This is a genomic window from Bacillus sp. FSL K6-4563 (genome assembly GCF_038630405.1).
Classification (GTDB): Bacteria; Bacillota; Bacilli; order Bacillales; family Bacillaceae; genus Bacillus; species Bacillus pumilus.
In genome coordinates this window covers 2,369,004-2,389,382 of record NZ_CP152030.1, presented here as the reverse complement: position 1 = coordinate 2,389,382, position 20,379 = coordinate 2,369,004, and the positions used below count along the sequence as shown (strand labels likewise).

Sequence of the window (20,379 nt, the reverse complement as noted above, 5' to 3'; positions counted from 1 at the left end):
TCGCCTCCTTAACGTGACAGGCTGGTGCGGCCTTTTACAAATTTCCTTTCAAGCAGCATGGTGATCAGTTCAATACTCATGCAAATAAGCCAATACACAATCGCAATGATCACATACACCTCAAACATACCGATTCCGTAGTTATTTCCTAAAATGATCTTCACCTGTCCCATGATATCAATGAGTCCGATTGTAAAGGCAATTGCCGTGTCTTTGACGAGATCAATGGTGTAATTTCCGAGGTTCGGCAGTGCAATGAGGAAGGCCTGCGGGATAATGATCCTAATCAACGCTTGTGTATCTGTCATCCCAACAATGTAGGCGGCCTCCAGCTGATCCTTCCCGACAGATGAATACGCACTGCGAAAAACTTCAGATAAATAAGCGCCCGTATGTAAAGAAAACGTCATCATCACAAATAGCACACGATCCCAATGATTGATTTGAATCCCTGCCACAAGCAAAAGCTGAGGAAGTCCAAAATAAATCAAGAAAAGCTGAACAATTAAAGGCGTACTCCGTGTAAAAGATAAATAAATAACAGCCAATTGCTTCAGCACTGGAATTTGCTTGATACGAATACATGCAAATAGCAAGCCGATGATGATGGCAAAAAACAATGACACGATAATAATGAGAAAAGTGAGTGGCAGGCGTTCAAGCACCTGTAAAAAAATGCGTAGCCAATCTCCAGCTGTAAACGTCATGACGCTTCATTCCTTCCTTCATTTTGATCGCCTTGCTCTGAGATGTCATCAATATCTTGAAAGAAATCAATCCCAAACCACTTTTTCGCCAGCTTAGGCAGTGTTCCATCATCAATCATCTCTTGTGTGATCCGGTCCAAATCTTTTGCAAGCTGCTTCTCGCTTGGCTGTAAGACAAGATAGATAGGCTCCTTTGACACAATGCCGCCAACTTTGACCTTTAGGTTTAAATGTTTTTGAATGGTATCAAAGGTTGAAATGTTCATAAAAGCTGCATCGGACCGTCCGCTTTCAACGCGCTTTAAGTTAAGTTCATTTGAAGGACTCTCAATAGTCGTCAGCGGAATATCCGGATCATGCTCTTGATTATATTGATTTAATATCGAACGCAAGCCTCCGCTAGGGCTGACAGGAGCCAGCTTTTTAGATGTCATATCATCAAGCGATCGAATCTCTTTGTCTGATTCATTCACAATTAAACCTGTCATCGAATAACCATACGGAACCTTAGGGTAAAGGAAACGCTTTTCACGTTCAGGATTACTAAAAAACCAATTAGCCGCCATTTCAAACTTCCCTGCGCCTACACCAATTAAATTCGATTCTTCCTCGCCAAAAATGTAATCAAAATGTACGTGAGGAAGTCTATTTTCCACTTCATTTAAATAATCAATGTTATAGCCAATCGGTTCGTTTCGGTCATTTGTTGCTAAAAAGGGTGGATTGACCTCTGCACTCAGTGCGACTTTTACAATTTTTCTGCCATCGTCGGTCGTGGTTTTCACACTGCTGCAGCCCATCAGAGAAAGAAAAAGCAGAAGGACACCGGACATCATGAATGCTGTCTTTTGTTTCATTTGTCTTTCTCCGATTCTTGCCACATGCCGCGATGAATTCTTGATAAAAATTGTTTCGTTCGTTCATGCTGTGGCTTCAATAGGACGTCTTCTGGTGAGCCTTTTTCAACGATTTCGCCATCTGCCATAAAGATCACCGTATCCGCCACGTCCTTTGCAAAAGAAATTTCATGCGTCACAATGACCATTGTCATGCCTTGACTTGCAATATCTTTGATCATTTCTAGAATTTCTCCTACCATCTCTGGGTCCAGTGCCGACGTAGGTTCATCAAACAAAAGCACTGAAGGGTTCATCGCAAGTGCGCGGGCTATACCAATTCGCTGCTGCTGACCGCCGGATAATTCACTCGGAAATGCATCTTTTTTATGAAGCAGTCCAATCCGCGTTAAAAATTGCTCCCCGACCTTTTCAGCTTCTTTTTTAGACATGTTTTGAGACACGATCAATCCTTCTGTAATATTTTCAAGTGCTCGTTTATTCTGAAACAAGTGATAATGCTGAAACACCATGGAGGATTGCTGCCTGAGTTTTAGCAGATCTTTTTTATGATATCGTTCAAATTGAATCGTGGCTTCACCAACCGTCAGCTCACCTTTGTCTGGAATATCGAGGCTGTTTAAGCTGCGAAGAAGTGTTGTTTTTCCTGACCCGCTCGGTCCAATAATGGCGACCACTTCACCTTCTTGTACGGTGAAATCAATGCCTTTTAACACATGGGTCTGCCCATAAGATTTATGTAGATTAGTAGCTGAAATCATAAAAGCATCACGTTCCTTTGACATATGTACTTAATATTGATAAAATTTAACACATTAAATCCTATAAGTAAAGTGTGTTTTATTTATTCCGATTGGAAAAATCAGATATGATAGATTGTGAGATATAGAGGAGTTGGATACGTTTTGTCTAAAGCATTATTTGTCGATACCGATTTTCAAAAAACATGGCTCAATCAACTGGAATCTCTTCGTGAAACGATCGAACAAACGGCAAAAGAACATGATGAAGGCGCTTATTTTCCTGAAAAAAATATTGAATCATTAGTAGAGATGGGCTATACGACGTTGTCTCTTCCTGCTGAATACGGAGGCGGAGGTCAATCTGTCACGGATATGGTTCTGTTTCAAGAGACGCTCGGCAGTATGGACGGAGCAACTACTTTATCAATCGGCTGGCACCAAGGGGTTGTAGGCGAAATTTACGAAAAGAAACAATGGAATGAGCAGCAGCTACAATTCTTTGCGGAAGAAGTGAAGAAGGGCGCCCTTGTCAACCGTGCCGTGAGCGAGGCGCAGACAGGCAGTCCAACAAGAGGCGGGAAGCCTGGGACAACAGCCACTAGATCAGGTAATGAGTGGATCATCAATGGACGTAAAATTTTCACAACGATGTCACCAGCACTTACATACTTTTTAGTCGGCGTATGGATCGAGGAAAAAGAGGCCATGGGCTTCTTCTTAATTCATCGTGAGACAGAAGGTGTTTCAATAGAAGAAACGTGGAATGTTGTGGGCATGAGAGGAACTGAAAGTCATGATTTAATCTTAGATCAGGTGAAGGTTTCAGATGACATGCTTGTGGAGGTGCAAAAAGGGCCGCGGGGTGTTACGCTAAATCCTTGGATTGCACATATTCCTTCCTGCTATTTAGGGATTGCGCAAGCGGCAAGAGACTATGCTGTTCAGTATGCCATCACCCACTCACCGAACAGCATCAGTGGAACGATTAGTGATCTGCCAAATGTCCAAACACTGATTGGCGAAATCGACTTACTATTAAAGCAAGCACGCCACGTCATCTACTCAACGACCACTTTGTATGAAAAGCCAGAGAAAAGAGAGCTGTTAATCAATGAATTTGGTGCTGTAAAGCATACCGTCGTTAATCACAGTTTGCAAGTTGTCGATAAAGCTATGCGTTTAGTGGGTGCGAAAAGCTTAAGCCTAGACTGTCCACTGCAGCGCTACTATCGAGATATTCGTGCCGGGCTCCATAACCCGCCAATGGACGATATGACGATATCAAAAATGGCGAAACAGGCCATTCAAGAGAAAAAAGAGAGCTAATATATAGAGCAAAAAGCCGGATATAAACCGGCTTTTTTTATTTGAAAGAAAAGAGGACAAGCGTACCTTATATCCCATCGCTTAAGCATGCTACAATCATGGAAATCATGAGAAAAGGAGCGATTGTTTTGAAGAAAAAGTATATAAAATGGCTGTTTTCTAGCATCATGCTGATGGCACTTTGTATCAGCCAGCCTTCATCAACTGAAGCAAGATCACCAGCGTGGTCAGTAGATGAATTCTTTAAAAATCGGGAAGGCACGTTTGTGATTCAAGAAGTAAAAGAAAAGTCACCTTGAGTGTATAACAAAAAAAGAGCGAAAGAGCGCTTTGCACCTCAATCGACATTTAAGGTAACAAATGCCTTAATCGGACTCCAAACGGGCGCAGTGAGAGATGAATATGACATCAAATATTGGGATGGAGTAAAAAGAGAGATTGAGAGCTGGAACAGGGATCATACATTAGGATCTGGGATGAGAGATTCAGTCGTCTGGTACTATCAAGCCATGGCGCGTGACATTGGAGAAGAACGCATGAATCATTGGGTGAAAGCCATTCATTATGGGAACAAAGACATATCTGGCGGAATCGATCAATTTTGGTTAAGCAGTACCCTGCGAATTTCTCCAATCGAACAAGTTCGTTTCCTCAAACAGCTATATGAAGAGACTCTTCCATTTGACCTAACTGTCATAAGAACAGTCAAACGAATGATGGTACAAGAAGAAGAGAAACACGCCACCCTATACGGAAAAACAGGCTCGGGATCAGGTATCGGCTGGTACGTAGGCTTTATCAAACATGAAAATAAAACCTACATTTTCGCCACAAATATCGAAGGCACCGGCATAGAAGCAAAAGACATCACCTATCGCATTTTGAAAAAATATCATTTGATGGAAGCATCCGTTTAGGGTGCTTTTTTACAATTGAAAAAGGGGATATATTGATAAGTTGATGATATATGGTTTAGTTTGAAAGTATGGTATATTTATAGAAAAATATTGAAATTGACTAGAAATAAAATATCTCTTCTTAAGCAATTATTTAGGAGATACAAGAGGTAGAATTTTTAACAAAATTAAATTGAGTGTTTTGACCAAAGAATCTATCGCAGATATCGAAAAAGATACAACAAATAAGTTGATTAAAATCTCATTAGGAGGCTTATAAGAAGTGTATTTGAAAAATATACAATTAATGTCAGATGATGATGATGGGAACTTAGCAAGCCAATCCCTTTGTGTGACAGAAATGTTTTTATGGGAATTAGGGAAAAGAATTCAAACGAAAGATTGTGAGGCCATTGTTTTGATATGTGGCTCATTTAAAGACTACAAATTAATGAGTACCTCAAAAGAAGAACCTAACATGTTATTTTTAAAAAATACCTATGAGCTAGAAGTACCCCTCAGTTATAGTGAATTTGAAAATGCAGTAAATAAGAAAGAGATCTTAGCTGATACTTTAGAAAAAGCGATGCTCTATCTATGTGAACTGAAAAATTGGGACAGTCAGCTAGTCAAAGCGGCATTTCAAAAAATGAAAGAAAAGGAATACAAAGCGGAGATAAAAGGAAAACAAACCAAACTTAGTCCCGATAAAAAAAAGAAAGCATATCCTCTGATCGAGTTAGATCTAAAGCAGTTTACTCTCTATCTTGTCATTGAAGACAATAAAAGAAATATCTTATCTAAAAAATTAATTGCTAAAACCGATACTTATTTAGAAGAAATTTCTTATCACATGCGAGAGCTTAAGTGGCTAAATGATCATGAAGTGGCACTATTCAAACATACAAATAAACCTGTTTATACAAGTGTACGGTTATCGTGATAAAGCAAAATGAGAATAGCATAACACTTGTGGAAATCAAGAACGCAACTTACAAAGGAGTGTATGTTTTTAATGGGTTTTTGGGAAGAAGGACATAAGAAAAAGAACATCATTATTGGTGATGAAGATTAGATAATTTTGAAGAAGCATCTGAACCAGGGAGAAAATCATTACCAGAAATGATTGATTTAGACGATTTGATAGAAGAGTGGCTGCTGGGAATGATAGCAAATGGAATCAATCCTTCCATTTTCTATAATCGAAATGACTCGGTTTCAATTAAAATTCAAACATTAAAAGAAGAGATAGAGGAAGAATTAAAAAACTACTAGTTCGACAAGAGTGGAGGTATTTGTTTGAAACAGCTTGAAGACTTATTTATTCGTGCAGAAAAAGAATTCAAATTGTATCAGAATTTAGTAGACCATGTGTTTGACACAAATAAAGAGCTGCCACAACAAGTCTTCCGTAAGACATTTGATTGTTTTTTGTTTCAAGAGTTTGATTGGGCATTGAGTGATGATATTTTACCAACCATAAAAGAGTTATCAGCTGTTACACAAGATAGAGAATTTTTAACTGCAGTCCTTCAACCAGATCCAACCAAATATTATTTGAAGGAATTTGGTTATTATAATTGGCTGAAAGCGAGTGTGAACATTTCAGGTGAGGATTATGTAAATGCACTATGGACGCACCCAAAAGAGTCAATAGCGGATGATATCATAACGAATTCGTACATAGTGGTCTGGTTATCGCATTCTTTGCAGTGGGCGATTTGGGCAGATAGAGATATGGAAATTTGTATCATAGGAATGGTATCAACAAAAGATTCTGTGAAAAATAGGTTATTAAAAGAAGGGTGGAAACCAATGGATCACCCTGTTTTAGCAAATTGGTTTGAAGGATTATTGAAGGATCAAAAAACATTCAATGACTATTACACTCAAATGCTTTCTCATTATGCGTCATGTTACAAGCGGTGAGATGGAGTATCAACGACTAATGATAGAATTACCCGAAGATATGAAAGGAGCATAAAGTGAAACATTTGTTTATATCCGATCCAAAAGAATTTGAACATGTTCTATCGTTTGTTCATTCGCTCGTTCACAGGACAAAAACATTCCCTGATCAAGTGTTGAAAACGAACCCCCCTCATTATTTATTCGAAGAATTCCATTGGTTGTTATCAGATGATAGCTGGGAAATGTTAAAAGGTTTAGCTTTGAATCATCATGATGACTATATACTCATGGCTGTATTAGATGAGCAACAGAGCATAGATGACTATTATTTTAATTTTGGTTATTATCCTTGGGTGAAAATCCCGTTAAACCTCACGCCAAGTGATTACCTCGATCTCTTAACGGATTATCCGATAGAGAGTGTAAATGATAGCATGATGGATATTGCTTCACGTGTGATATGGTTTTCCCCTTCTGCGAAATGGATCATTTATGGCGAAAGAGGTTATGACATAGGAGTACTAGCGGTTCATCAATTAGAACAAATGAATAAACAATTGTTAAAAACGTGGAGAACTTTAGATGAGATTGTATTAGATTGGATTTCAGTTGTATTTCCGAATCAAAAACTTCCTGATGATTTTAAAAAGGAACTGATTCGAAATTATAAAACTAAATAATAAATTTTATTTATATCTACATGATCTGATTTTGATACTGTAGAATATTTTTAGTTTTGTTTGATGTTTTAAATCGATGAGGTGGAGCAAGTCATGAGAATCGTATTAGCAAAAGAGGAAAATTTATTCAAAGTAAATGAATTAATAAAGAAAATCAATTTAAACGTAGAAGAGTATCATTGGGTCATAAGTGATGTGACACTCACAATGGTTCATGGTCGGAATAATCAATTTCATTCAGAAGTCAGGCCGGATTATACGTATTTTTTATTTCTGAAGGGTGAACATTTCAAAAAATTCTTACATGACTATTCTTATTCTTTTATTTTCGCTGTTTTGACCGCATTGCCTCGTCATGTAGATCATTTGAATATCAGTTCAATACCTCAAATTGAAGATAATGAACGATATTGGAACGTGAATTATACACCCGTTATCCCCCAAGCTGTGTTTGAAATCGGTTTTTTTGATTCGACAGATGTTATTTTTACAAGAGATCAGAAAATCTTAAGCGAATTTCGAAAAAAAGCGGACTTTATTTCATTTGAAGAATATTTACAAACTCCGTGACATGATTCGTTAGGAGAAATGAGATGTTTAGTAGTTTAGAAAGATGGATCGAATGCAGCTACCGTCCTCATAGAATATGGAACCTGTACAATGAACTACTTGAAGAATTTGATACAAATGCAAATTGTCTATTTAACATAAAAGTCTAGATGAGATTTTAGAAACAATGAGAGATTGGGGAAAGGTCCATGAAAATCAGCCGTGATAAACAAGATTTATTCGATGATTTAAAACAACGTTATCAATACTTATTAGATTCAGCTTATCCAGATGAGATCGTCTCTTTTGAAGAAGAAACTGGTATATGTTCAGATGATTTTTATATGTTTTTTTCACTTGTTGCAGGCAGCTTAAGTTATGTGATCGATCATAAACGAATACCGAAAAAACAGTTAAACGTGCTACGTCAGTCATTTGAAGAGCAATATCCCCAAATCAAATCGTATCAACAGATCCTTGAATCGTACCCTTTATTGCATTCCTATGTTCAATACCATGAAGAAACAAGAAAACGAATGATTGCACTTATACAATAACCTCTTGGAGGACAAATGATGACATGGTTTTTAAATGAAAAAGTCCAGAAGCAAATCCCTGATTTCGATATCAGTCTTCTAAAGCAAATCAATGAATTTCACTACTTTAAAGAGTATAATGAACATTACGACTTGATCAACTGTATTGTTCTTTCTACACATCCCATATGAATCCCCGAATCTACAAGCAGACATTCATCTAAAATTCACCAATGTCGCTTCTGTTCAAATCAAAAATTTGGAGTTAACAAACGATGATTCAAGTCGTATCAAATGAATCGGGCTAGTCTCTCTACATATGTGCGAATGATACTTCCCCATCCCAACATAGAAAGGTGCAATGACATTGAATCGAATGATGAAATGGCTTTTATTTGCGGCAGTCATCGCTGGCTTATTGGTATGCGCATTCTTTGTGTTCCGTTTAAACCAGCCTAAGCCGACGACGAACATCCATTATGCAGACACACAAAACAAACAGCAAACACTCGATATGTACATGCCAAAGGGAAAAGATGAAGGCAAAAAGAAGAAGCATCCAGTCATGATCTATCTCCATGGCGGCGGCTGGACAGGCGGCGATAAGAATAGAGTCGCTTCAAAGGCTGATTATTTTACCGGTCAAGGGTATGTGTTTGTTTCGATGAATTATAGGCTTCACCCTGATGCCAACTATGAGCAGATGGCAGATGATACGGCAAACGCCATTAAATGGGTCAAGGATCATGCAGATGAGTATCTAATTGATTCATCAAAAATCAATGTCATGGGTCACTCAGCGGGCGGTCATTTAACGGCACTGGTGGCCACAGATTCGACTTACTTAAAACGTGTGGGGCTGTCGCCAAAAACGATCAATTCTATCGTGATTTTAGATGGGCCGTTAAACATCAATCAATTTATCCAAGCCATTCCATCGTATAAAAAAGTATTTGGTAAACAGGAGAAGAGCTGGACAAAGGCATCACCTGTCACTTATATGAATCAAGCGAATGTACCGCCTGTTTATTTGGTCACGGGGTGGGAAAATCCTGAGGTGTATCGATTTGCAGAAAAACTGAATCATGATAAAGGCTCTAAGTTTGTGTTTCGGGTCCATTCGCTGAGCCACAGTGATTTAAATAAATGGTTTGGATCAGACAGAGCGCCAAAAGAAGCGCAAAAAATGACAGAGTCTGTTATGACATTTGTGAACAAACAAAATCAATAACAAAGACTGTATGCTCGACAATCCATTTTGCCGCAGTATATGATAAAGCGTAAATGGTTTGTACCAAAGGAGTGTATGTTGTTGTCATCACGTATGGAAAATAAAGTGTTCAATTGCGAAAAAGAGCTGACGCTAAATATTATCGGCGGTAAGTGGAAAATGCTGATTTTATGGCACCTGGGCAGAGAAGGGACAAAACGATTTGGTGAGCTAAAGTCGTTAATGCCTGGGATTACGCAAAGAATGCTTGTCAATCAGCTAAGAGAATTAGAGGAAGATCACATTGTGCATCGGGAGGTTTATCCTGTCGTTCCGCCAAAGGTTGAGTATTCTCTGACAGAACTAGGAGAAAGCTTAATGCCGATTTTAGAGTCGATGTATGATTGGGGAAAACAGTATCTCGACAGCAATTTTTTAAAGGATGATAAATAGTAATACATGCAAAAGATACTGGTCGAAAGACAGTGTCTTTTTTGTAACCATATGCGAAAAAGTATAGTATGTAAAAAAAAAGTGCGTACTTGGATTGCTTCCATCCTGTTGTTATACTCATTTCATCGTTCAAGAAGCCCTATTCACGTAGCTCTTGAAGATGAGATGAAAAAACGGGAGTGAACGTTCATGAAATTACAATTAGCGTTAGATTTAGTGAATATACCAGAAGCGATTGAGCTGATCAAAGAAGTAGAAGGATCTATTGATGTAGTCGAAATTGGAACACCTGTTGTGATCAACGAAGGCTTGCGTGCCGTCAAAGAAGTCAAACAGGCATTTCCAAACTTACGTGTACTCGCTGATCTGAAAATTATGGATGCGGCCGGCTATGAAGTGCAGCAGGCATCCGAAGCTGGAGCAGATATCGTGACCATTCTTGCAGCGGCAGAAGATATGTCCATTCAAGGAGCGGTGAAAGAAGCGAAAGCAAGAGGGAAACAGATTTTAGTTGATATGATTGGTATCAAAGATATCGCTGGCCGGGCAAAAGAGCTGGATGAGCTTGGAGTCGATTACATTTGTGTGCACACAGGCTATGACCTGCAAGCGGTTGGACAAAACTCATTTGCTGACCTTATGACCATTAAACAAGTCGTCAAACAAGCGAAAACAGCCATTGCAGGCGGAATTAAGCTTGATACGTTACCTGAAGTCGTGAAATTAAACCCTGATTTGATCATTGTCGGCGGCGGTATCGCAAGCCAGGACAATAAAGCAGAAGTGGCCGCACAAATGAAGCAGCTGATCGCACAATCATGAAGACCAGTGACTATGTGAAAGCCATTTTGAATGAGCTTTCTGAGCACTCGCCCGCTATTCAAGACGATCAAGCAGAGCGGCTTGTCTCAAGCCTTTTAACTGTAAGAAAGGTCTTTGTGGCAGGTGCTGGCAGGTCTGGTTTGATGGGAAAATCATTTGCCATGAGACTCTCGCATATTGGAGTCAAGGCTTATGTGGTCGGTGAGACCAATACACCTTCCTTTACTGAAGAAGATCTCTTGATTGTGGGGAGCGGATCTGGCCGAACAGAGACTTTGCTTGTCCTTGCAAAAAAGGCGAAAGCAATTGGCGGAAAAGTGGCAGCTTTCACGCTTTCTGCTGAGTCACCTCTAGCTGATCTATCGGATAAAGTCATCTTACTGTCAGGTGCACCAAAGGATCAACAGGAAGGAAGTCATCATACCATTCAGCCAATGGGCTCGCTATTTGAGCAAGCGCTACTTCTGACATACGATGCGGTCATTTTACGTTTAATGGAAATAAAAGAACTCGACACTCATAAAATGTACGGTCACCATGCCAATTTAGAATAGTCATTTTCAAAGCCTTTCCTTTCTTAAAAGGAGAGGTTTTTTCATTTCAATCAAGATCAGAATCTTGACATAACCGATTTGTTGTAACTATAATTGTTACATCGTTAAAGAAAAAGCGTAAACACGGAAGGAAGATGAAGATGAAAGTACAAATCTGGTCAGATATCGCCTGTCCTTTTTGTTATATAGGAAAAAAACAACTAGAAACAGCGCTTGAACAATTCCCTCAAAAGGAACAGGTAGAAATCGAGTTTAAAAGCTTTGAGCTTGATCCACATGCACCTGCTCAGGTCGATTTTGATGTCCATGATATGCTCGTCAAAAAATATGGGATGAGCCGCAGCCAGGCCATGGCGATGAATGAGCAGGTGAAGCAGGCCGGCAAAGAGAAAGGAATCGATTTTCAATTTGATCCACTCGTGTTGACAAACACCTTTGATGCCCACCAGCTGGCGCAATATGCTGGTCAAATGGGAAAAGGCGATTTCGTCATGGGAGAGCTGTTTCAAGCTTATTTCACAGATGGAAAGCATGTTGGTGATCGTCAAACCCTTTTAGATATTGCAGAAAAAGCAGGTCTTGATTTGCAGGAAGTACAGCAAGTTCTAGGCGGCGAAGAGTTTGCAGATCATGTCCGAAAAGACGAACAAGAAGCGAGACAGCTTGGTATCAATGCTGTTCCGTTTTTCTTGATCAATGGCAAATATTCAGTGGCAGGTGCACAGCCAGCCGATACCTTCCTGCGTGCACTTGAAACGGCTTGGACAGAAGAAGCAGCTCAAGCTGAGAAAGAGGCTGCCAATTCATTTGAAGCAGCATGTGCAGATGGCGTATGCGCAGTGCCTGCCCCTAAAGAAGAGATCTAACCATATAAAAAATGAGCCTTCTCCAAAAAGGGCTCATTTTTTTCTTGCATTCATTTGTTTGATCGTTTCACCTGGAACCAATTCAGGTTCGTAAAAGGTTTGATGAGGGAGATTCTTCTTCCCTTGCACCTTTTTAATCATCCAGTCTGCTGCATCCCGGCCCATTTGCTCCTGAGGGTGCGTCAGTGTTGTCAGCTTCACATGGGCATTTTTCTGGGCAATATACGAATTATCCTGTCCAATAATGGAAAGATCCTCTGGAATGGACAGCCCGATGTCACTGCATACATTGGCAACTTCTAATCCAACCTCATCGTTATAGCAAACAATGGCAGTCAGCTCATGCTGATGCTTTAATAAGAAAGTTTTAATATCATCCCCCAAATGCTGCTTCGATTCTGTATCGAAAAAGAGTACGTGCTCAGGCAGGAAATTAAGCTTGGCTTCACCGAGCGCTTGAATATAGCCCTTCATTCGGTACTTTCCCTGTAAATCATCTGTTTTTGAGATCAGGCCGATTTGCTGATGTCCCGAGGTGATCAGCTCTTTTGTGGCTAAATAGCTGGACTTCACATCATCCAAACAGAGAAAAGGGACCTCTAACTGCTCATAATAGGCATTGATCATAATGAGCGGTACATCCTGTTCTTTAAAAGATAGGTAGTACGAGATGTTCGGGTTGTGTAAATTGCTTTTCGTCGGCTCGACAATGAGTCCGTCCACACCAAAGGACAGCATCATTTCGAGCGCTTTTTTCTCCTGTTCTACATCATTATTCGTACTCGCCAGTAACAAAGAATAGTTCTCTTCGTTTAATCGGCTTTCAATGCCTCGAATGATGGAAGGGAAAATGTAATCGGATATGTATGTCGTGATAACCCCAATCGTTCTCATATGCGTATGTCCAGCAGGCTTTGTTTGATATTGATTGGTCACAAATGTGCCTGAACCCTTTTCACTTCGCAAAAACCCTTCACTCGACAATTCTAAGATGGCCTTTCGAACCGTATGCCTGCTCACTTGATACATCTCCTGCAGGCTTGATTCAGTTGGAATACGTTCCCCGATCCGGTAATCCCCTGTGAGTATTTTGCTTTTTATATCATCGATAATGATCTGGTACTTCTTTTTCATCGTTTCACTTCTTTCTCAGTTGATCATCTACTCGGATTGAGAAGAAATTGTATGGACATATTTTAACATGGTTGTCGAATCAAAAACAGGCGCTTCCCCTTTTTGTCGTACCAGCTTTAGAAAAGTGCAGGTTTTTGTCATATTGTGTATGTACAACTATATTTATCATTGACATATGTACGTACAAATATTATATTGTGAATGTGCACAGAGAATCAATGAATCTAGAAAACGAAAATTGAAACCGTTATCATTCATGGAGGTGAACGCAGAATGAATCATGAAGAGACGACCAAAGCCTTAAAAGAAGGACGGACATCTTTAGGGATTGAATTTGGTTCAACACGAATTAAAGCCATTTTAATAGATGAAGCGTTTCAGCCAATTGCCCAAGGTGCATTTGAGTGGGAAAGTTCTCTCCAGGAAGGAATTTGGACGTACAACTTAATTGATATCATTACAGGTCTTCAAGTAGCGTACCGAGAGATGAAAGAGCAAGTCGAGCAAAGGTATGGCGTGACCATTCAAACCATTGGCTCAATTGGGGTATCAGCTATGATGCATGGCTATGTGGCATGTGATCATACAGGAGAGGTCCTCGTTCCGTTTCGCACATGGCGGAATGCAACAACCATTGAGGCGAGTCAAAAACTGACGGATGTCTTCCAATTTCATATTCCAGAAAGATGGAGCATTGCCCATTTGTATCAAGCCATATTAGAAGAGGAAAAACATCTTTCCCGTTTAGAATATATGACCACCCTATCAGGATACATTCACTGGCTGTTAACAGGAAAGCAGGCCATTGGAATTGGGGATGCGTCAGGCATGTTCCCAATTGATGAACAAACGAAAGATTACAATGAAGAAATGCTCCATCAATTTGAAGACTTGATCGCAGAAAAAGGCTATCCGTGGAAGCTCCGTCACCTTCTGCCGCGTGTTTATTTAGCCGGCGAGGAGGCTGGCGTGTTAACGGCAGCAGGAGCAGCCATTTTAGATCAAGGCAAACATTTGCGGCCAGGCATTCCATTTTGCCCCCCGGAAGGTGACGCCGGAACGGGCATGGTGGCAACAAACAGTGTAGAAAAACGGACAGGGAACATTTCAGTTGGGACATCTGTTTTTGCCATGATTGTGCTAGAGCAGGAGCTAAAGGGTGTGTATCCAGAAGTGGATATGGTCACAACGCCGGACGGACTGCCAGTCGCAATGGTTCATGCGAACAACTGTACAAGTGACTTAAATGCTTGGATGAATATCTTTAGAGAGGCATTTGACGCACTAGGCGTGCAAGTGTCGTCAGGAAAGGTATACGAAGCCTTATTGCAGCAGGCGTTAGAAGCAGATCGAGATGGCGGCGGACTCTTAAGCTATGGCTATTATTCTGGTGAAAATATTACAAGACTGCCAGAAGGAAGACCTCTTTTTGTCAGATCAGCTGAAAGCCGCTTTAATCTGGCTAACTTCATGCGTACCCATCTTTTTTCTGCTTTTGGCGCAATGAAAATAGGGATGGATCGCTTAAAAGAACAAGAACATGTTGTGATTGATCGTTTATTAGCACATGGAGGGTTATTTAAAACACCGCTCGTTGGTCAAAAAATGGTGGCGGCAGCGCTTGATACACCTGTATCAGTCGTTTCCACTGCGGGAGAAGGCGGTGCGTTTGGAATGGCTGTCCTCGCTTCCTATATGGTCCATCATCAAAAGCAAACATTGGCTGAATTTCTCACGCATCAAGTGTTTGCCCATACATCAGAAGAACTGATAGAACCCGATCCGCTTGATGTCAAAGGCTTTGGCGAATTTTTAAAGCGCTATCAAGACGGCCTTCCGATTGAAGAGGCGGCAGTATCACATCTGATGCCAAAGAAAGGAGTGACAACCGTATGCTAGAACGCTTAAAAGAAGAAGTATACGAAGCCAATTTAGATTTACCGAAATATGGACTTGTGAAATTCACATGGGGCAATGTCAGTGCGTGTGATCGTGACAGCGGTCTATTCGTTATTAAGCCTAGCGGTATAGCGTATGACCAATTATCAGCTAAAGACATGGTTGTGGTCGACTTTGACGGTGAAGTAGTGGAAGGGGAATACAGCCCTTCATCAGATACAGCAACACATGCTGTCCTTTACAAACACTTTGAGGAAATTGGTGGTATATCACATAGCCATTCCATGTGGGCAACCGTTTGGGCGCAGGCAGGTCTCGATTTACAGGCAATGGGCACAACACATGCCGATACATTTTACGGCGCTGTTCCGTGTGCTCGATTTCTGACAGAAGATGAAGTGAATCGTGGTTATGAGGTAGAAACGGGCCGGCTAATCATCGAAACGTTTGAGAAAAGAAACCTAGATGTGATGGCGGTGCCGGGTGTATTGCTGCAAGGCCACGGTCCATTTACGTGGGGGAAAGATGCAAAAAGTGCGGTCACAAACAGTGTGATTTTAGATGAAGTTGCCAAAATGAATTTGTTCGCAAAGCAATTAAATGAATACGCAGAACCTCTTCCGCAGCGAATTTTAGATAAACATTACTTAAGAAAACACGGCGAACATGCGTATTACGGACAAAAACCTTCAAGATAAAGAAAAGAGGGATATCTATGTTAACAAGTCAACATAAAGAATGCTGGTTTATTGTCGGATCACAGCATTTATACGGAGATGAAGCACTGCAGAAAGTAAAAGCAGATGCACAAAAAATGACGGATGCCTTAAATGAGAGCGGTTTACTTCCTTATCCAGTGATCTTGCAGGAGCTAGCTGTCAGCGCGGATCAAATCACAAAGCTGATGAAAGAGGTCAATTATCATGATGAAGTTGTCGGCGTCATGACGTGGATGCATACATTTTCACCGGCAAAAATGTGGATACGCGGGACCAATCTTTTGCAGAAGCCTCTTTTGCATCTTGTCACACAGTATTATGAAAAGATTCCGTGGGACACGATCGACATGGACTATATGAATCTTCATCAATCTGCCCATGGAGACAGAGAATATGGCTATATCAATGCACGTTTAAATAAACAAAACCAAATTGTTGCCGGTCATTGGTCTAAGCCGGATGTGCAGCAGCAAATCGCTGATTGGATGGACGTGGCAGCTGCCTATCATGAAAGCTTTCAGATCAAAGTGGCTAGGTTTGGTGACAACATGCGCCACGTGGCTGTAACAGAAGGTGATAAAATCGAAGCCCAGATTCAACTAGGGTGGACCGTTGATTACTTTGGCATAGGCGATCTTGTCGAATATGTGAGTGCAGTAGAAGAAGCAGAGGTAGATGCATTATTTGCAGAGTATTTAACGCAATATGATGTGGATTATGGAACGTATTCAGTTGAAGATTGGGAAAAAAGTGTTAAGGTGCAAGCGCGCTATGAAATCGCTATCAAACGCTTTTTAGATGAAGGCGGGTACAATGCCTTTACGACAAACTTTGAAGATTTACATGGAATGAAGCAGCTGCCAGGACTTGCGGTACAGCGGCTAATGGCAAAAGGATATGGCTTTGCCGGGGAAGGCGATTGGAAAACTGCTGCGCTGGACCGGTTATTAAAAGTGATGAGTCATCATCAATCCACTGGTTTTATGGAGGACTACACGTATGAAATGACCTCTGGACAGGAAGCAGTGCTGCAATCTCATATGTTAGAAGTAGATCCGGCGCTCGCCCATACGAAACCTGTCATTGTCGTATCTCCACTTGGAATCGGAAACAGGGAAGATCCAGCTCGCCTTGTGTTTGATGGAAAAGCAGGGGAAGGTGTTGTTGTTTCTATTGCTGACTTTGGAACTCATTTCAAATGGCTCATACAAGAAGTCGAAGCCTTTGAGCCGGAGGAAGCAGCACCTCATTTACCGGTTGCACGTGTGCTCTGGAAAATCAAGCCGAATTTTCAGGACGGCGTCAAAGCATGGATTAAGCAAGGCGGGGGTCATCATACAGTCGTATCCCTCAATTTAACGGTTGATCAAATTGTTCATTTTGCAAAACTTGTGAGTGCAGAATATGTGGTTTTATAGAAGGGTGAAAGGTCTTCTACTGAGTGCAGTAGAAGCACGGGATGAAATGAAAGCGGTTAATTAAGTGAGGGGGTCATCCACTTGGAGAAAAAAGTGTCAAGCAAATTTATTTTCTTTTTCGGATCCTTTGCAGGCATCTTATTCGGATATGATATTGGTATTATTGCAGGGGCAGAAGGACATATTCAGCAAGAATTTCAGCTCAGCCCATTATGGCTTGGAATTGTCGTCTCTTCATTAATGGGCGGGGCGATTATCGGCTCCATTTTAAGCGGTCTGTTAGGGGATAAATTTGGCCGCAGAAAGCTTATTTTGGTCTCATCCGTTATCTTTTTTGTCGGAGCGATCGGATCAGCTATCGCACCAGAAGAGATTTCATTAACCATTGCACGTATCTTTTTAGGGACAGCCGTAGGAACAGCTTCATCTTTGGTGCCGGCATACATGTCTGAAATTGCTCCTGCTAAAATTCGCGGGAAATTGTCCGGTCTCAATCAGCTCATGATCGTGAGCGGACTATTGCTGAGCTATATTGTCGCATTTGTGTTTGAACCTATTCCAGACAGCTGGCGCTGGATGCTCGGTAGTGCCGCTTTATTTGCCATCGTGCTTTATATTGGTATGCTGAAGCTCCCTGAATCTCCGAGATATTTAATTAAACACGGAATGCCTCATAAAGCACGGGAAGTATTAGGATCACTGCGCTCTTCTGATGAGGAAATCGAAGCAGAGATGCAGGAAATTTTAGAAGTCGCAAAAGAAGAACGCTCTGGTATTCGCGAATTGTTCCAAAAGAAATTTAGAATGGCTCTTTTCATAGGGGTTGGGATGGCGACCCTTCAGCAAATTCAAGGGGCGAACTCCATTGTGTATTATGCAACGAGTATTGCTCGGAATGTAGGGCTTGCACCTCAGGTTGCCGCAGGTTTTACAGTCATTGTCGGTGTCATTTTTGTCGTCACCACCGTGATCTTTTTACAATTTGTCGACCGGTTCGACCGCCGAACGATTCTCACCGTAGGGGGAACGGGCATGGCCCTTTCTTTCTTTGCACCAGCCGCATTAGGTGCACTTGGCGTGAGTGAAGGGATTTTAAACTGGGTGACATTGATTTCGCTTTGCTGCTTTATCTTGTGCTACGCCTTCTCATGGGCACCGATCACGTGGATCATCATCGGCGAAATCTTCCCGCTTTCTGTCAGAGGTATCGGCGCAGGTATTTCATCTGCCTTTAACTGGACGGGATCGTTAGCCGTTGGACTCGTGTTCCCTATCCTGGCAGATAAATTCAGCTTTGGGGTCATTTTCTCCTCATTTGGTGTCATCTGCTTAATCGGACTATTGTTCACCCGCTTTGTACTAGTTGAAACAAAAGGAAGAAGCTTAGAGCAAATCGAAACCGATATGGCAGCACGAGTATAAAGAAAACCCTCTATCCCATGTGGATAGAGGGTTTTTTACTCAAGCGTCTGTTTTAGCTCATCTGGCAATAAATCAATCAATTGATCATAAGAAGATAAATCCAGCACTTCAAGCAGCGCATAATATTTTGCATAAACCTCACTCAGCTGATCAGGATGATTCGTTTCATATCGATTCAAATGCAATTGAGTCAGTTCAAGTGCAATGTCCAGCTTGTTTCGTTCGATTGGTTGTGTCGTATTGATCATATCGTTCACCTCGTGTTTGATGATGAGTGGGAAGGTTATGGGGCGGTACCGCAGCTAACCTTATATTCATTTTTCTCGACCTTTTTCGAATAGCAGACAGAAGGTGTCATCCCTGTTTCACTTTTCCAAGCCTGCCAGTAAACATCATAAAGCTGGCCATACTCAGGATCTTTGTACTTCGTTTTTTTCAAAATAGCAAAATAGCTTTGGTAAGCGTATCCTTCTTGGTAAATTGATTTCCGGATAGCGCCTTTTTCGGTTGAATTTGTGAAGATCATAGGTGATAGCATTGGAAGAGCAATGATGATGACAATAAATGTCATGAATAAAAAGAGTTTATGTTTTGTTTTCATAGATGTCCTTTCTGCGCAAGATATCATTTGTATAATATGTTAAAAATGACCTTTTGTAAAGAAAGAGAAAACGAGATGAATAGTGGATTTTTTTAAAAATAGACAAGCATCTAATCACGAATGACGTCTCTTACATACGATAGAGTGTAAGTGAAAGACAAATTGAAGGGGTGTTGAGATGAGCCGGAATCGATTAGATGATTTTTTCTTTGGACCTCGCAGAGGAAACCATGGAGAAGATGAAACGGTTGTTTTCCCCACACGTCAAATTGTCAACACAAGAACGAATGAACAAACCATCAGAAAAATTCATCCAACGCATATCACAAACGTCAATAAAAACATCAAAAGAATTGAAAACTACTATCCTGTCACTGAGTCGACTCATAACGAGTATATCGTGAAAGAATACGATTGCGGCAGTGATATCAAAAACCCTTGCTGCCGTCCAGTGAAACGCTGCAAGTGGTAATGAAGGGGGAATCCTTTTATGGGATGCCTTTTTATTTTCAGAAGAAAAATTTTGATCAAAATCTCCTTTCAAGATAAAATTGGAAGTATGAATCATTCTGTTGGGGGCGATGTTCTGAATATTCGATTGTTAATTCCAGATGATGCTGAAGAATATGCCGCGTTGAGACTAGAAGCACTACGATGACATCCAGAGGGCTTTGCGATGAGTTATGAAGAAGAGCAAATCGGTACAATAGAAAAATACGCAGCTCGTTTTGCTTCGGTACAATTGATGTGGACCTTTGGCGCCTTTGATCAAGGGAAGCTAGTGGGAATGGTCACCCTCATCCAAGAAAACTTACAGAAATTAAAGCACCGAGCGAATGTGGCAGCGATGTATTATGTTACAGCGGGTGCCCGCGGAAAAGGAGTAGGCAAGACCTTGATGTACAGAAGTTCTTTCATTCGCCGGAGAACGACACGACATCGAGCAAATGTATTTATCAGTCGTGACGACCAATCACTCAGCCAAACGCCTGTATCGCTCTATTGGATTTGAGTCATACGCGCTTGAAGAAAAAGCACTAAAATGGCCAGATCATACATATGCAGATGAGGAAAAA

General features: G+C 40.9%; 25 protein-coding genes and 1 pseudogene. 20 read left to right on the top strand and 6 right to left on the bottom strand.

The genetic code is table 11. The annotated features are described in order from the left end of the window. Positions 1 to 8: 8 nt before the first annotated feature. Genes MHH54_RS12085 through MHH54_RS12075 form a run of 3 tightly spaced genes read right to left on the bottom strand, consistent with a single transcriptional unit; the run spans position 9 to position 2,325 of the window. Positions 9 to 707, bottom strand: coding sequence for an amino acid ABC transporter permease (locus MHH54_RS12085; RefSeq protein WP_265208139.1), 699 nt, complete (start codon positions 705 to 707; stop codon positions 9 to 11). Continuing rightward, a complete protein-coding gene (locus MHH54_RS12080) occupies positions 704 to 1,564 on the bottom strand; it encodes an amino acid ABC transporter substrate-binding protein (RefSeq protein ID WP_106035316.1) in 861 nt (286 codons plus the stop codon). Before MHH54_RS12080 ends, MHH54_RS12085 begins: the two co-directional genes overlap by 4 nt. Then, positions 1,561 to 2,325 carry an amino acid ABC transporter ATP-binding protein gene (locus tag MHH54_RS12075; protein ID WP_034620634.1) on the bottom strand — a complete coding sequence of 255 codons (765 nt, stop codon included), beginning with the start codon at positions 2,323 to 2,325 and terminating at the stop codon, positions 1,561 to 1,563. Before MHH54_RS12075 ends, MHH54_RS12080 begins: the two co-directional genes overlap by 4 nt. Positions 2,326 to 2,469: 144 nt before the next feature. On the opposite strand from MHH54_RS12075, the gene MHH54_RS12070 reads away from it, so the two are divergent. The 13 genes and pseudogenes from MHH54_RS12070 (at position 2,470) to MHH54_RS12010 (ending at position 12,110) form a co-directional block, all read left to right on the top strand. After that, positions 2,470 to 3,633 carry an acyl-CoA dehydrogenase family protein gene (locus MHH54_RS12070; protein WP_003216433.1) on the top strand — a complete coding sequence of 388 codons (1,164 nt, stop codon included), beginning with the start codon at positions 2,470 to 2,472 and terminating at the stop codon, positions 3,631 to 3,633. A 173-nt stretch (positions 3,634 to 3,806) separates the two neighbouring features. Then, a pseudogene (gene blaBPU / locus MHH54_RS12065) lies at positions 3,807 to 4,550 on the top strand (BPU family class D beta-lactamase). A gap of 262 nt (positions 4,551 to 4,812) precedes the next feature. Next, complete coding sequence (locus tag MHH54_RS12060) at positions 4,813 to 5,472, top strand: hypothetical protein (protein ID WP_003216579.1); 660 nt, start codon at positions 4,813 to 4,815, stop codon at positions 5,470 to 5,472. A 356-nt stretch (positions 5,473 to 5,828) separates the two neighbouring features. Continuing rightward, positions 5,829 to 6,458 carry a hypothetical protein gene (locus MHH54_RS12055; protein WP_342500280.1) on the top strand — a complete coding sequence of 210 codons (630 nt, stop codon included), beginning with the start codon at positions 5,829 to 5,831 and terminating at the stop codon, positions 6,456 to 6,458. Positions 6,459 to 6,514: 56 nt separating this feature from the next. Beyond that, complete coding sequence (locus MHH54_RS12050; protein ID WP_342500279.1) at positions 6,515 to 7,120, top strand: hypothetical protein; 606 nt, start codon at positions 6,515 to 6,517, stop codon at positions 7,118 to 7,120. Positions 7,121 to 7,213: 93 nt separating this feature from the next. Beyond that, positions 7,214 to 7,690 carry a hypothetical protein gene (locus tag MHH54_RS12045; protein ID WP_003216582.1) on the top strand — a complete coding sequence of 159 codons (477 nt, stop codon included), beginning with the start codon at positions 7,214 to 7,216 and terminating at the stop codon, positions 7,688 to 7,690. Between the two features lie 188 nt (positions 7,691 to 7,878). Continuing rightward, complete coding sequence (locus MHH54_RS12040) at positions 7,879 to 8,226, top strand: YxiJ family protein (RefSeq protein ID WP_003216235.1); 348 nt, start codon at positions 7,879 to 7,881, stop codon at positions 8,224 to 8,226. Positions 8,227 to 8,244: 18 nt separating this feature from the next. Next, positions 8,245 to 8,397 (top strand): hypothetical protein, encoded by a 153-nt coding sequence (locus MHH54_RS12035; protein WP_223251147.1) that lies wholly within the window; start codon positions 8,245 to 8,247, stop codon positions 8,395 to 8,397. 169 nt (positions 8,398 to 8,566) lie between these two features. Further along, positions 8,567 to 9,436 carry an alpha/beta hydrolase gene (locus MHH54_RS12030; RefSeq protein WP_003216335.1) on the top strand — a complete coding sequence of 290 codons (870 nt, stop codon included), beginning with the start codon at positions 8,567 to 8,569 and terminating at the stop codon, positions 9,434 to 9,436. Between the two features lie 75 nt (positions 9,437 to 9,511). Continuing rightward, on the top strand, positions 9,512 to 9,868 hold the full coding sequence (locus tag MHH54_RS12025; protein ID WP_065098474.1) for a winged helix-turn-helix transcriptional regulator: 357 nt from the start codon (positions 9,512 to 9,514) through the stop codon (positions 9,866 to 9,868). 189 nt (positions 9,869 to 10,057) lie between these two features. Next, the gene (gene hxlA / locus MHH54_RS12020) at positions 10,058 to 10,690 is read left to right on the top strand and encodes a 3-hexulose-6-phosphate synthase (protein ID WP_003216301.1); all 633 of its coding nucleotides are present in this window, start codon (positions 10,058 to 10,060) and stop codon (positions 10,688 to 10,690) included. Further along, complete coding sequence (hxlB, locus tag MHH54_RS12015; RefSeq protein ID WP_065098472.1) at positions 10,687 to 11,244, top strand: 6-phospho-3-hexuloisomerase; 558 nt, start codon at positions 10,687 to 10,689, stop codon at positions 11,242 to 11,244. The genes hxlA and hxlB overlap by 4 nt, the downstream gene beginning before the upstream one ends. Before the next feature lie 140 nt (positions 11,245 to 11,384). Next, on the top strand, positions 11,385 to 12,110 hold the full coding sequence (locus tag MHH54_RS12010) for a DsbA family oxidoreductase (protein ID WP_003216513.1): 726 nt from the start codon (positions 11,385 to 11,387) through the stop codon (positions 12,108 to 12,110). Positions 12,111 to 12,143: 33 nt separating this feature from the next. On the opposite strand, the gene MHH54_RS12005 is transcribed toward MHH54_RS12010, so the two are convergent. Beyond that, positions 12,144 to 13,244, bottom strand: coding sequence for a GntR family transcriptional regulator (locus tag MHH54_RS12005; RefSeq protein ID WP_342500278.1), 1,101 nt, complete (start codon positions 13,242 to 13,244; stop codon positions 12,144 to 12,146). Positions 13,245 to 13,517: 273 nt separating this feature from the next. Here MHH54_RS12005 and MHH54_RS12000 point away from each other — a divergent pair, with 273 nt between their 5' ends. From MHH54_RS12000 to MHH54_RS11985, 4 genes are all read left to right on the top strand, one after another. After that, complete coding sequence (locus tag MHH54_RS12000) at positions 13,518 to 15,143, top strand: FGGY-family carbohydrate kinase (RefSeq protein ID WP_106029115.1); 1,626 nt, start codon at positions 13,518 to 13,520, stop codon at positions 15,141 to 15,143. Further along, entirely contained in the window at positions 15,137 to 15,841 is a 705-nt protein-coding gene (locus MHH54_RS11995; RefSeq protein ID WP_003216476.1) for an L-ribulose-5-phosphate 4-epimerase, read from the top strand. Before MHH54_RS12000 ends, MHH54_RS11995 begins: the two co-directional genes overlap by 7 nt. Before the next feature lie 17 nt (positions 15,842 to 15,858). Then, positions 15,859 to 17,280: an L-arabinose isomerase gene (araA, locus tag MHH54_RS11990; RefSeq protein ID WP_342500277.1), complete on the top strand. Its 1,422-nt coding sequence runs from the start codon at positions 15,859 to 15,861 to the stop codon at positions 17,278 to 17,280. Between the two features lie 81 nt (positions 17,281 to 17,361). Continuing rightward, positions 17,362 to 18,702 (top strand): sugar porter family MFS transporter, encoded by a 1,341-nt coding sequence (locus MHH54_RS11985; protein ID WP_106029118.1) that lies wholly within the window; start codon positions 17,362 to 17,364, stop codon positions 18,700 to 18,702. A 35-nt stretch (positions 18,703 to 18,737) separates the two neighbouring features. On the opposite strand, the gene MHH54_RS11980 is transcribed toward MHH54_RS11985, so the two are convergent. Both MHH54_RS11980 and MHH54_RS11975 read right to left on the bottom strand, forming a co-directional pair. Beyond that, positions 18,738 to 18,950: a hypothetical protein gene (locus MHH54_RS11980; RefSeq protein WP_003216677.1), complete on the bottom strand. Its 213-nt coding sequence runs from the start codon at positions 18,948 to 18,950 to the stop codon at positions 18,738 to 18,740. A 35-nt stretch (positions 18,951 to 18,985) separates the two neighbouring features. Beyond that, a complete protein-coding gene (locus tag MHH54_RS11975; RefSeq protein ID WP_106029119.1) occupies positions 18,986 to 19,303 on the bottom strand; it encodes a hypothetical protein in 318 nt (105 codons plus the stop codon). A 178-nt stretch (positions 19,304 to 19,481) separates the two neighbouring features. Between MHH54_RS11975 and MHH54_RS11970 the strand changes: the two genes are divergently transcribed. Genes MHH54_RS11970 through MHH54_RS11960 form a run of 3 tightly spaced genes read left to right on the top strand, consistent with a single transcriptional unit; the run spans position 19,482 to position 20,315 of the window. After that, the gene (locus tag MHH54_RS11970) at positions 19,482 to 19,775 is read left to right on the top strand and encodes a CotD family spore coat protein (RefSeq protein ID WP_003216648.1); all 294 of its coding nucleotides are present in this window, start codon (positions 19,482 to 19,484) and stop codon (positions 19,773 to 19,775) included. 18 nt (positions 19,776 to 19,793) lie between these two features. Then, the gene (locus MHH54_RS11965) at positions 19,794 to 19,961 is read left to right on the top strand and encodes a hypothetical protein (RefSeq protein WP_159037604.1); all 168 of its coding nucleotides are present in this window, start codon (positions 19,794 to 19,796) and stop codon (positions 19,959 to 19,961) included. Between the two features lie 18 nt (positions 19,962 to 19,979). Continuing rightward, complete coding sequence (locus MHH54_RS11960; protein WP_342500276.1) at positions 19,980 to 20,315, top strand: GNAT family N-acetyltransferase; 336 nt, start codon at positions 19,980 to 19,982, stop codon at positions 20,313 to 20,315. Positions 20,316 to 20,379: the final 64 nt, after the last annotated feature.

What these genes read in the sequence shown, in the direction of transcription:
- MHH54_RS12040 (WP_003216235.1), top strand. Translation starts at nt 7,879, where the DNA reads ATGAAAATCAGCCGTGATAAACAAGATTTATTCGATGATTTAAAACAA.
- MHH54_RS12085 (WP_265208139.1), bottom strand. Translation starts at nt 707, where the DNA reads ATGACGTTTACAGCTGGAGATTGGCTACGCATTTTTTTACAGGTGCTT.
- MHH54_RS12080 (WP_106035316.1), bottom strand. Translation starts at nt 1,564, where the DNA reads ATGAAACAAAAGACAGCATTCATGATGTCCGGTGTCCTTCTGCTTTTT.
- araA (WP_342500277.1), top strand. Translation starts at nt 15,859, where the DNA reads ATGTTAACAAGTCAACATAAAGAATGCTGGTTTATTGTCGGATCACAG.
- hxlB (WP_065098472.1), top strand. Translation starts at nt 10,687, where the DNA reads ATGAAGACCAGTGACTATGTGAAAGCCATTTTGAATGAGCTTTCTGAG.
- MHH54_RS11980 (WP_003216677.1), bottom strand. Translation starts at nt 18,950, where the DNA reads ATGATCAATACGACACAACCAATCGAACGAAACAAGCTGGACATTGCA.
- hxlA (WP_003216301.1), top strand. Translation starts at nt 10,058, where the DNA reads ATGAAATTACAATTAGCGTTAGATTTAGTGAATATACCAGAAGCGATT.
- MHH54_RS11960 (WP_342500276.1), top strand. Translation starts at nt 19,980, where the DNA reads ATGAGTTATGAAGAAGAGCAAATCGGTACAATAGAAAAATACGCAGCT.
- MHH54_RS12075 (WP_034620634.1), bottom strand. Translation starts at nt 2,325, where the DNA reads ATGATTTCAGCTACTAATCTACATAAATCTTATGGGCAGACCCATGTG.
- MHH54_RS12005 (WP_342500278.1), bottom strand. Translation starts at nt 13,244, where the DNA reads ATGAAAAAGAAGTACCAGATCATTATCGATGATATAAAAAGCAAAATA.
- MHH54_RS11995 (WP_003216476.1), top strand. Translation starts at nt 15,137, where the DNA reads ATGCTAGAACGCTTAAAAGAAGAAGTATACGAAGCCAATTTAGATTTA.
- MHH54_RS12045 (WP_003216582.1), top strand. Translation starts at nt 7,214, where the DNA reads ATGAGAATCGTATTAGCAAAAGAGGAAAATTTATTCAAAGTAAATGAA.
- MHH54_RS12000 (WP_106029115.1), top strand. Translation starts at nt 13,518, where the DNA reads ATGAATCATGAAGAGACGACCAAAGCCTTAAAAGAAGGACGGACATCT.
- MHH54_RS12010 (WP_003216513.1), top strand. Translation starts at nt 11,385, where the DNA reads ATGAAAGTACAAATCTGGTCAGATATCGCCTGTCCTTTTTGTTATATA.
- MHH54_RS12030 (WP_003216335.1), top strand. Translation starts at nt 8,567, where the DNA reads ATGACATTGAATCGAATGATGAAATGGCTTTTATTTGCGGCAGTCATC.
- MHH54_RS12025 (WP_065098474.1), top strand. Translation starts at nt 9,512, where the DNA reads ATGTTGTTGTCATCACGTATGGAAAATAAAGTGTTCAATTGCGAAAAA.
- MHH54_RS12035 (WP_223251147.1), top strand. Translation starts at nt 8,245, where the DNA reads ATGACATGGTTTTTAAATGAAAAAGTCCAGAAGCAAATCCCTGATTTC.
- MHH54_RS11970 (WP_003216648.1), top strand. Translation starts at nt 19,482, where the DNA reads ATGAGCCGGAATCGATTAGATGATTTTTTCTTTGGACCTCGCAGAGGA.
- MHH54_RS11975 (WP_106029119.1), bottom strand. Translation starts at nt 19,303, where the DNA reads ATGAAAACAAAACATAAACTCTTTTTATTCATGACATTTATTGTCATC.
- MHH54_RS11965 (WP_159037604.1), top strand. Translation starts at nt 19,794, where the DNA reads ATGGGATGCCTTTTTATTTTCAGAAGAAAAATTTTGATCAAAATCTCC.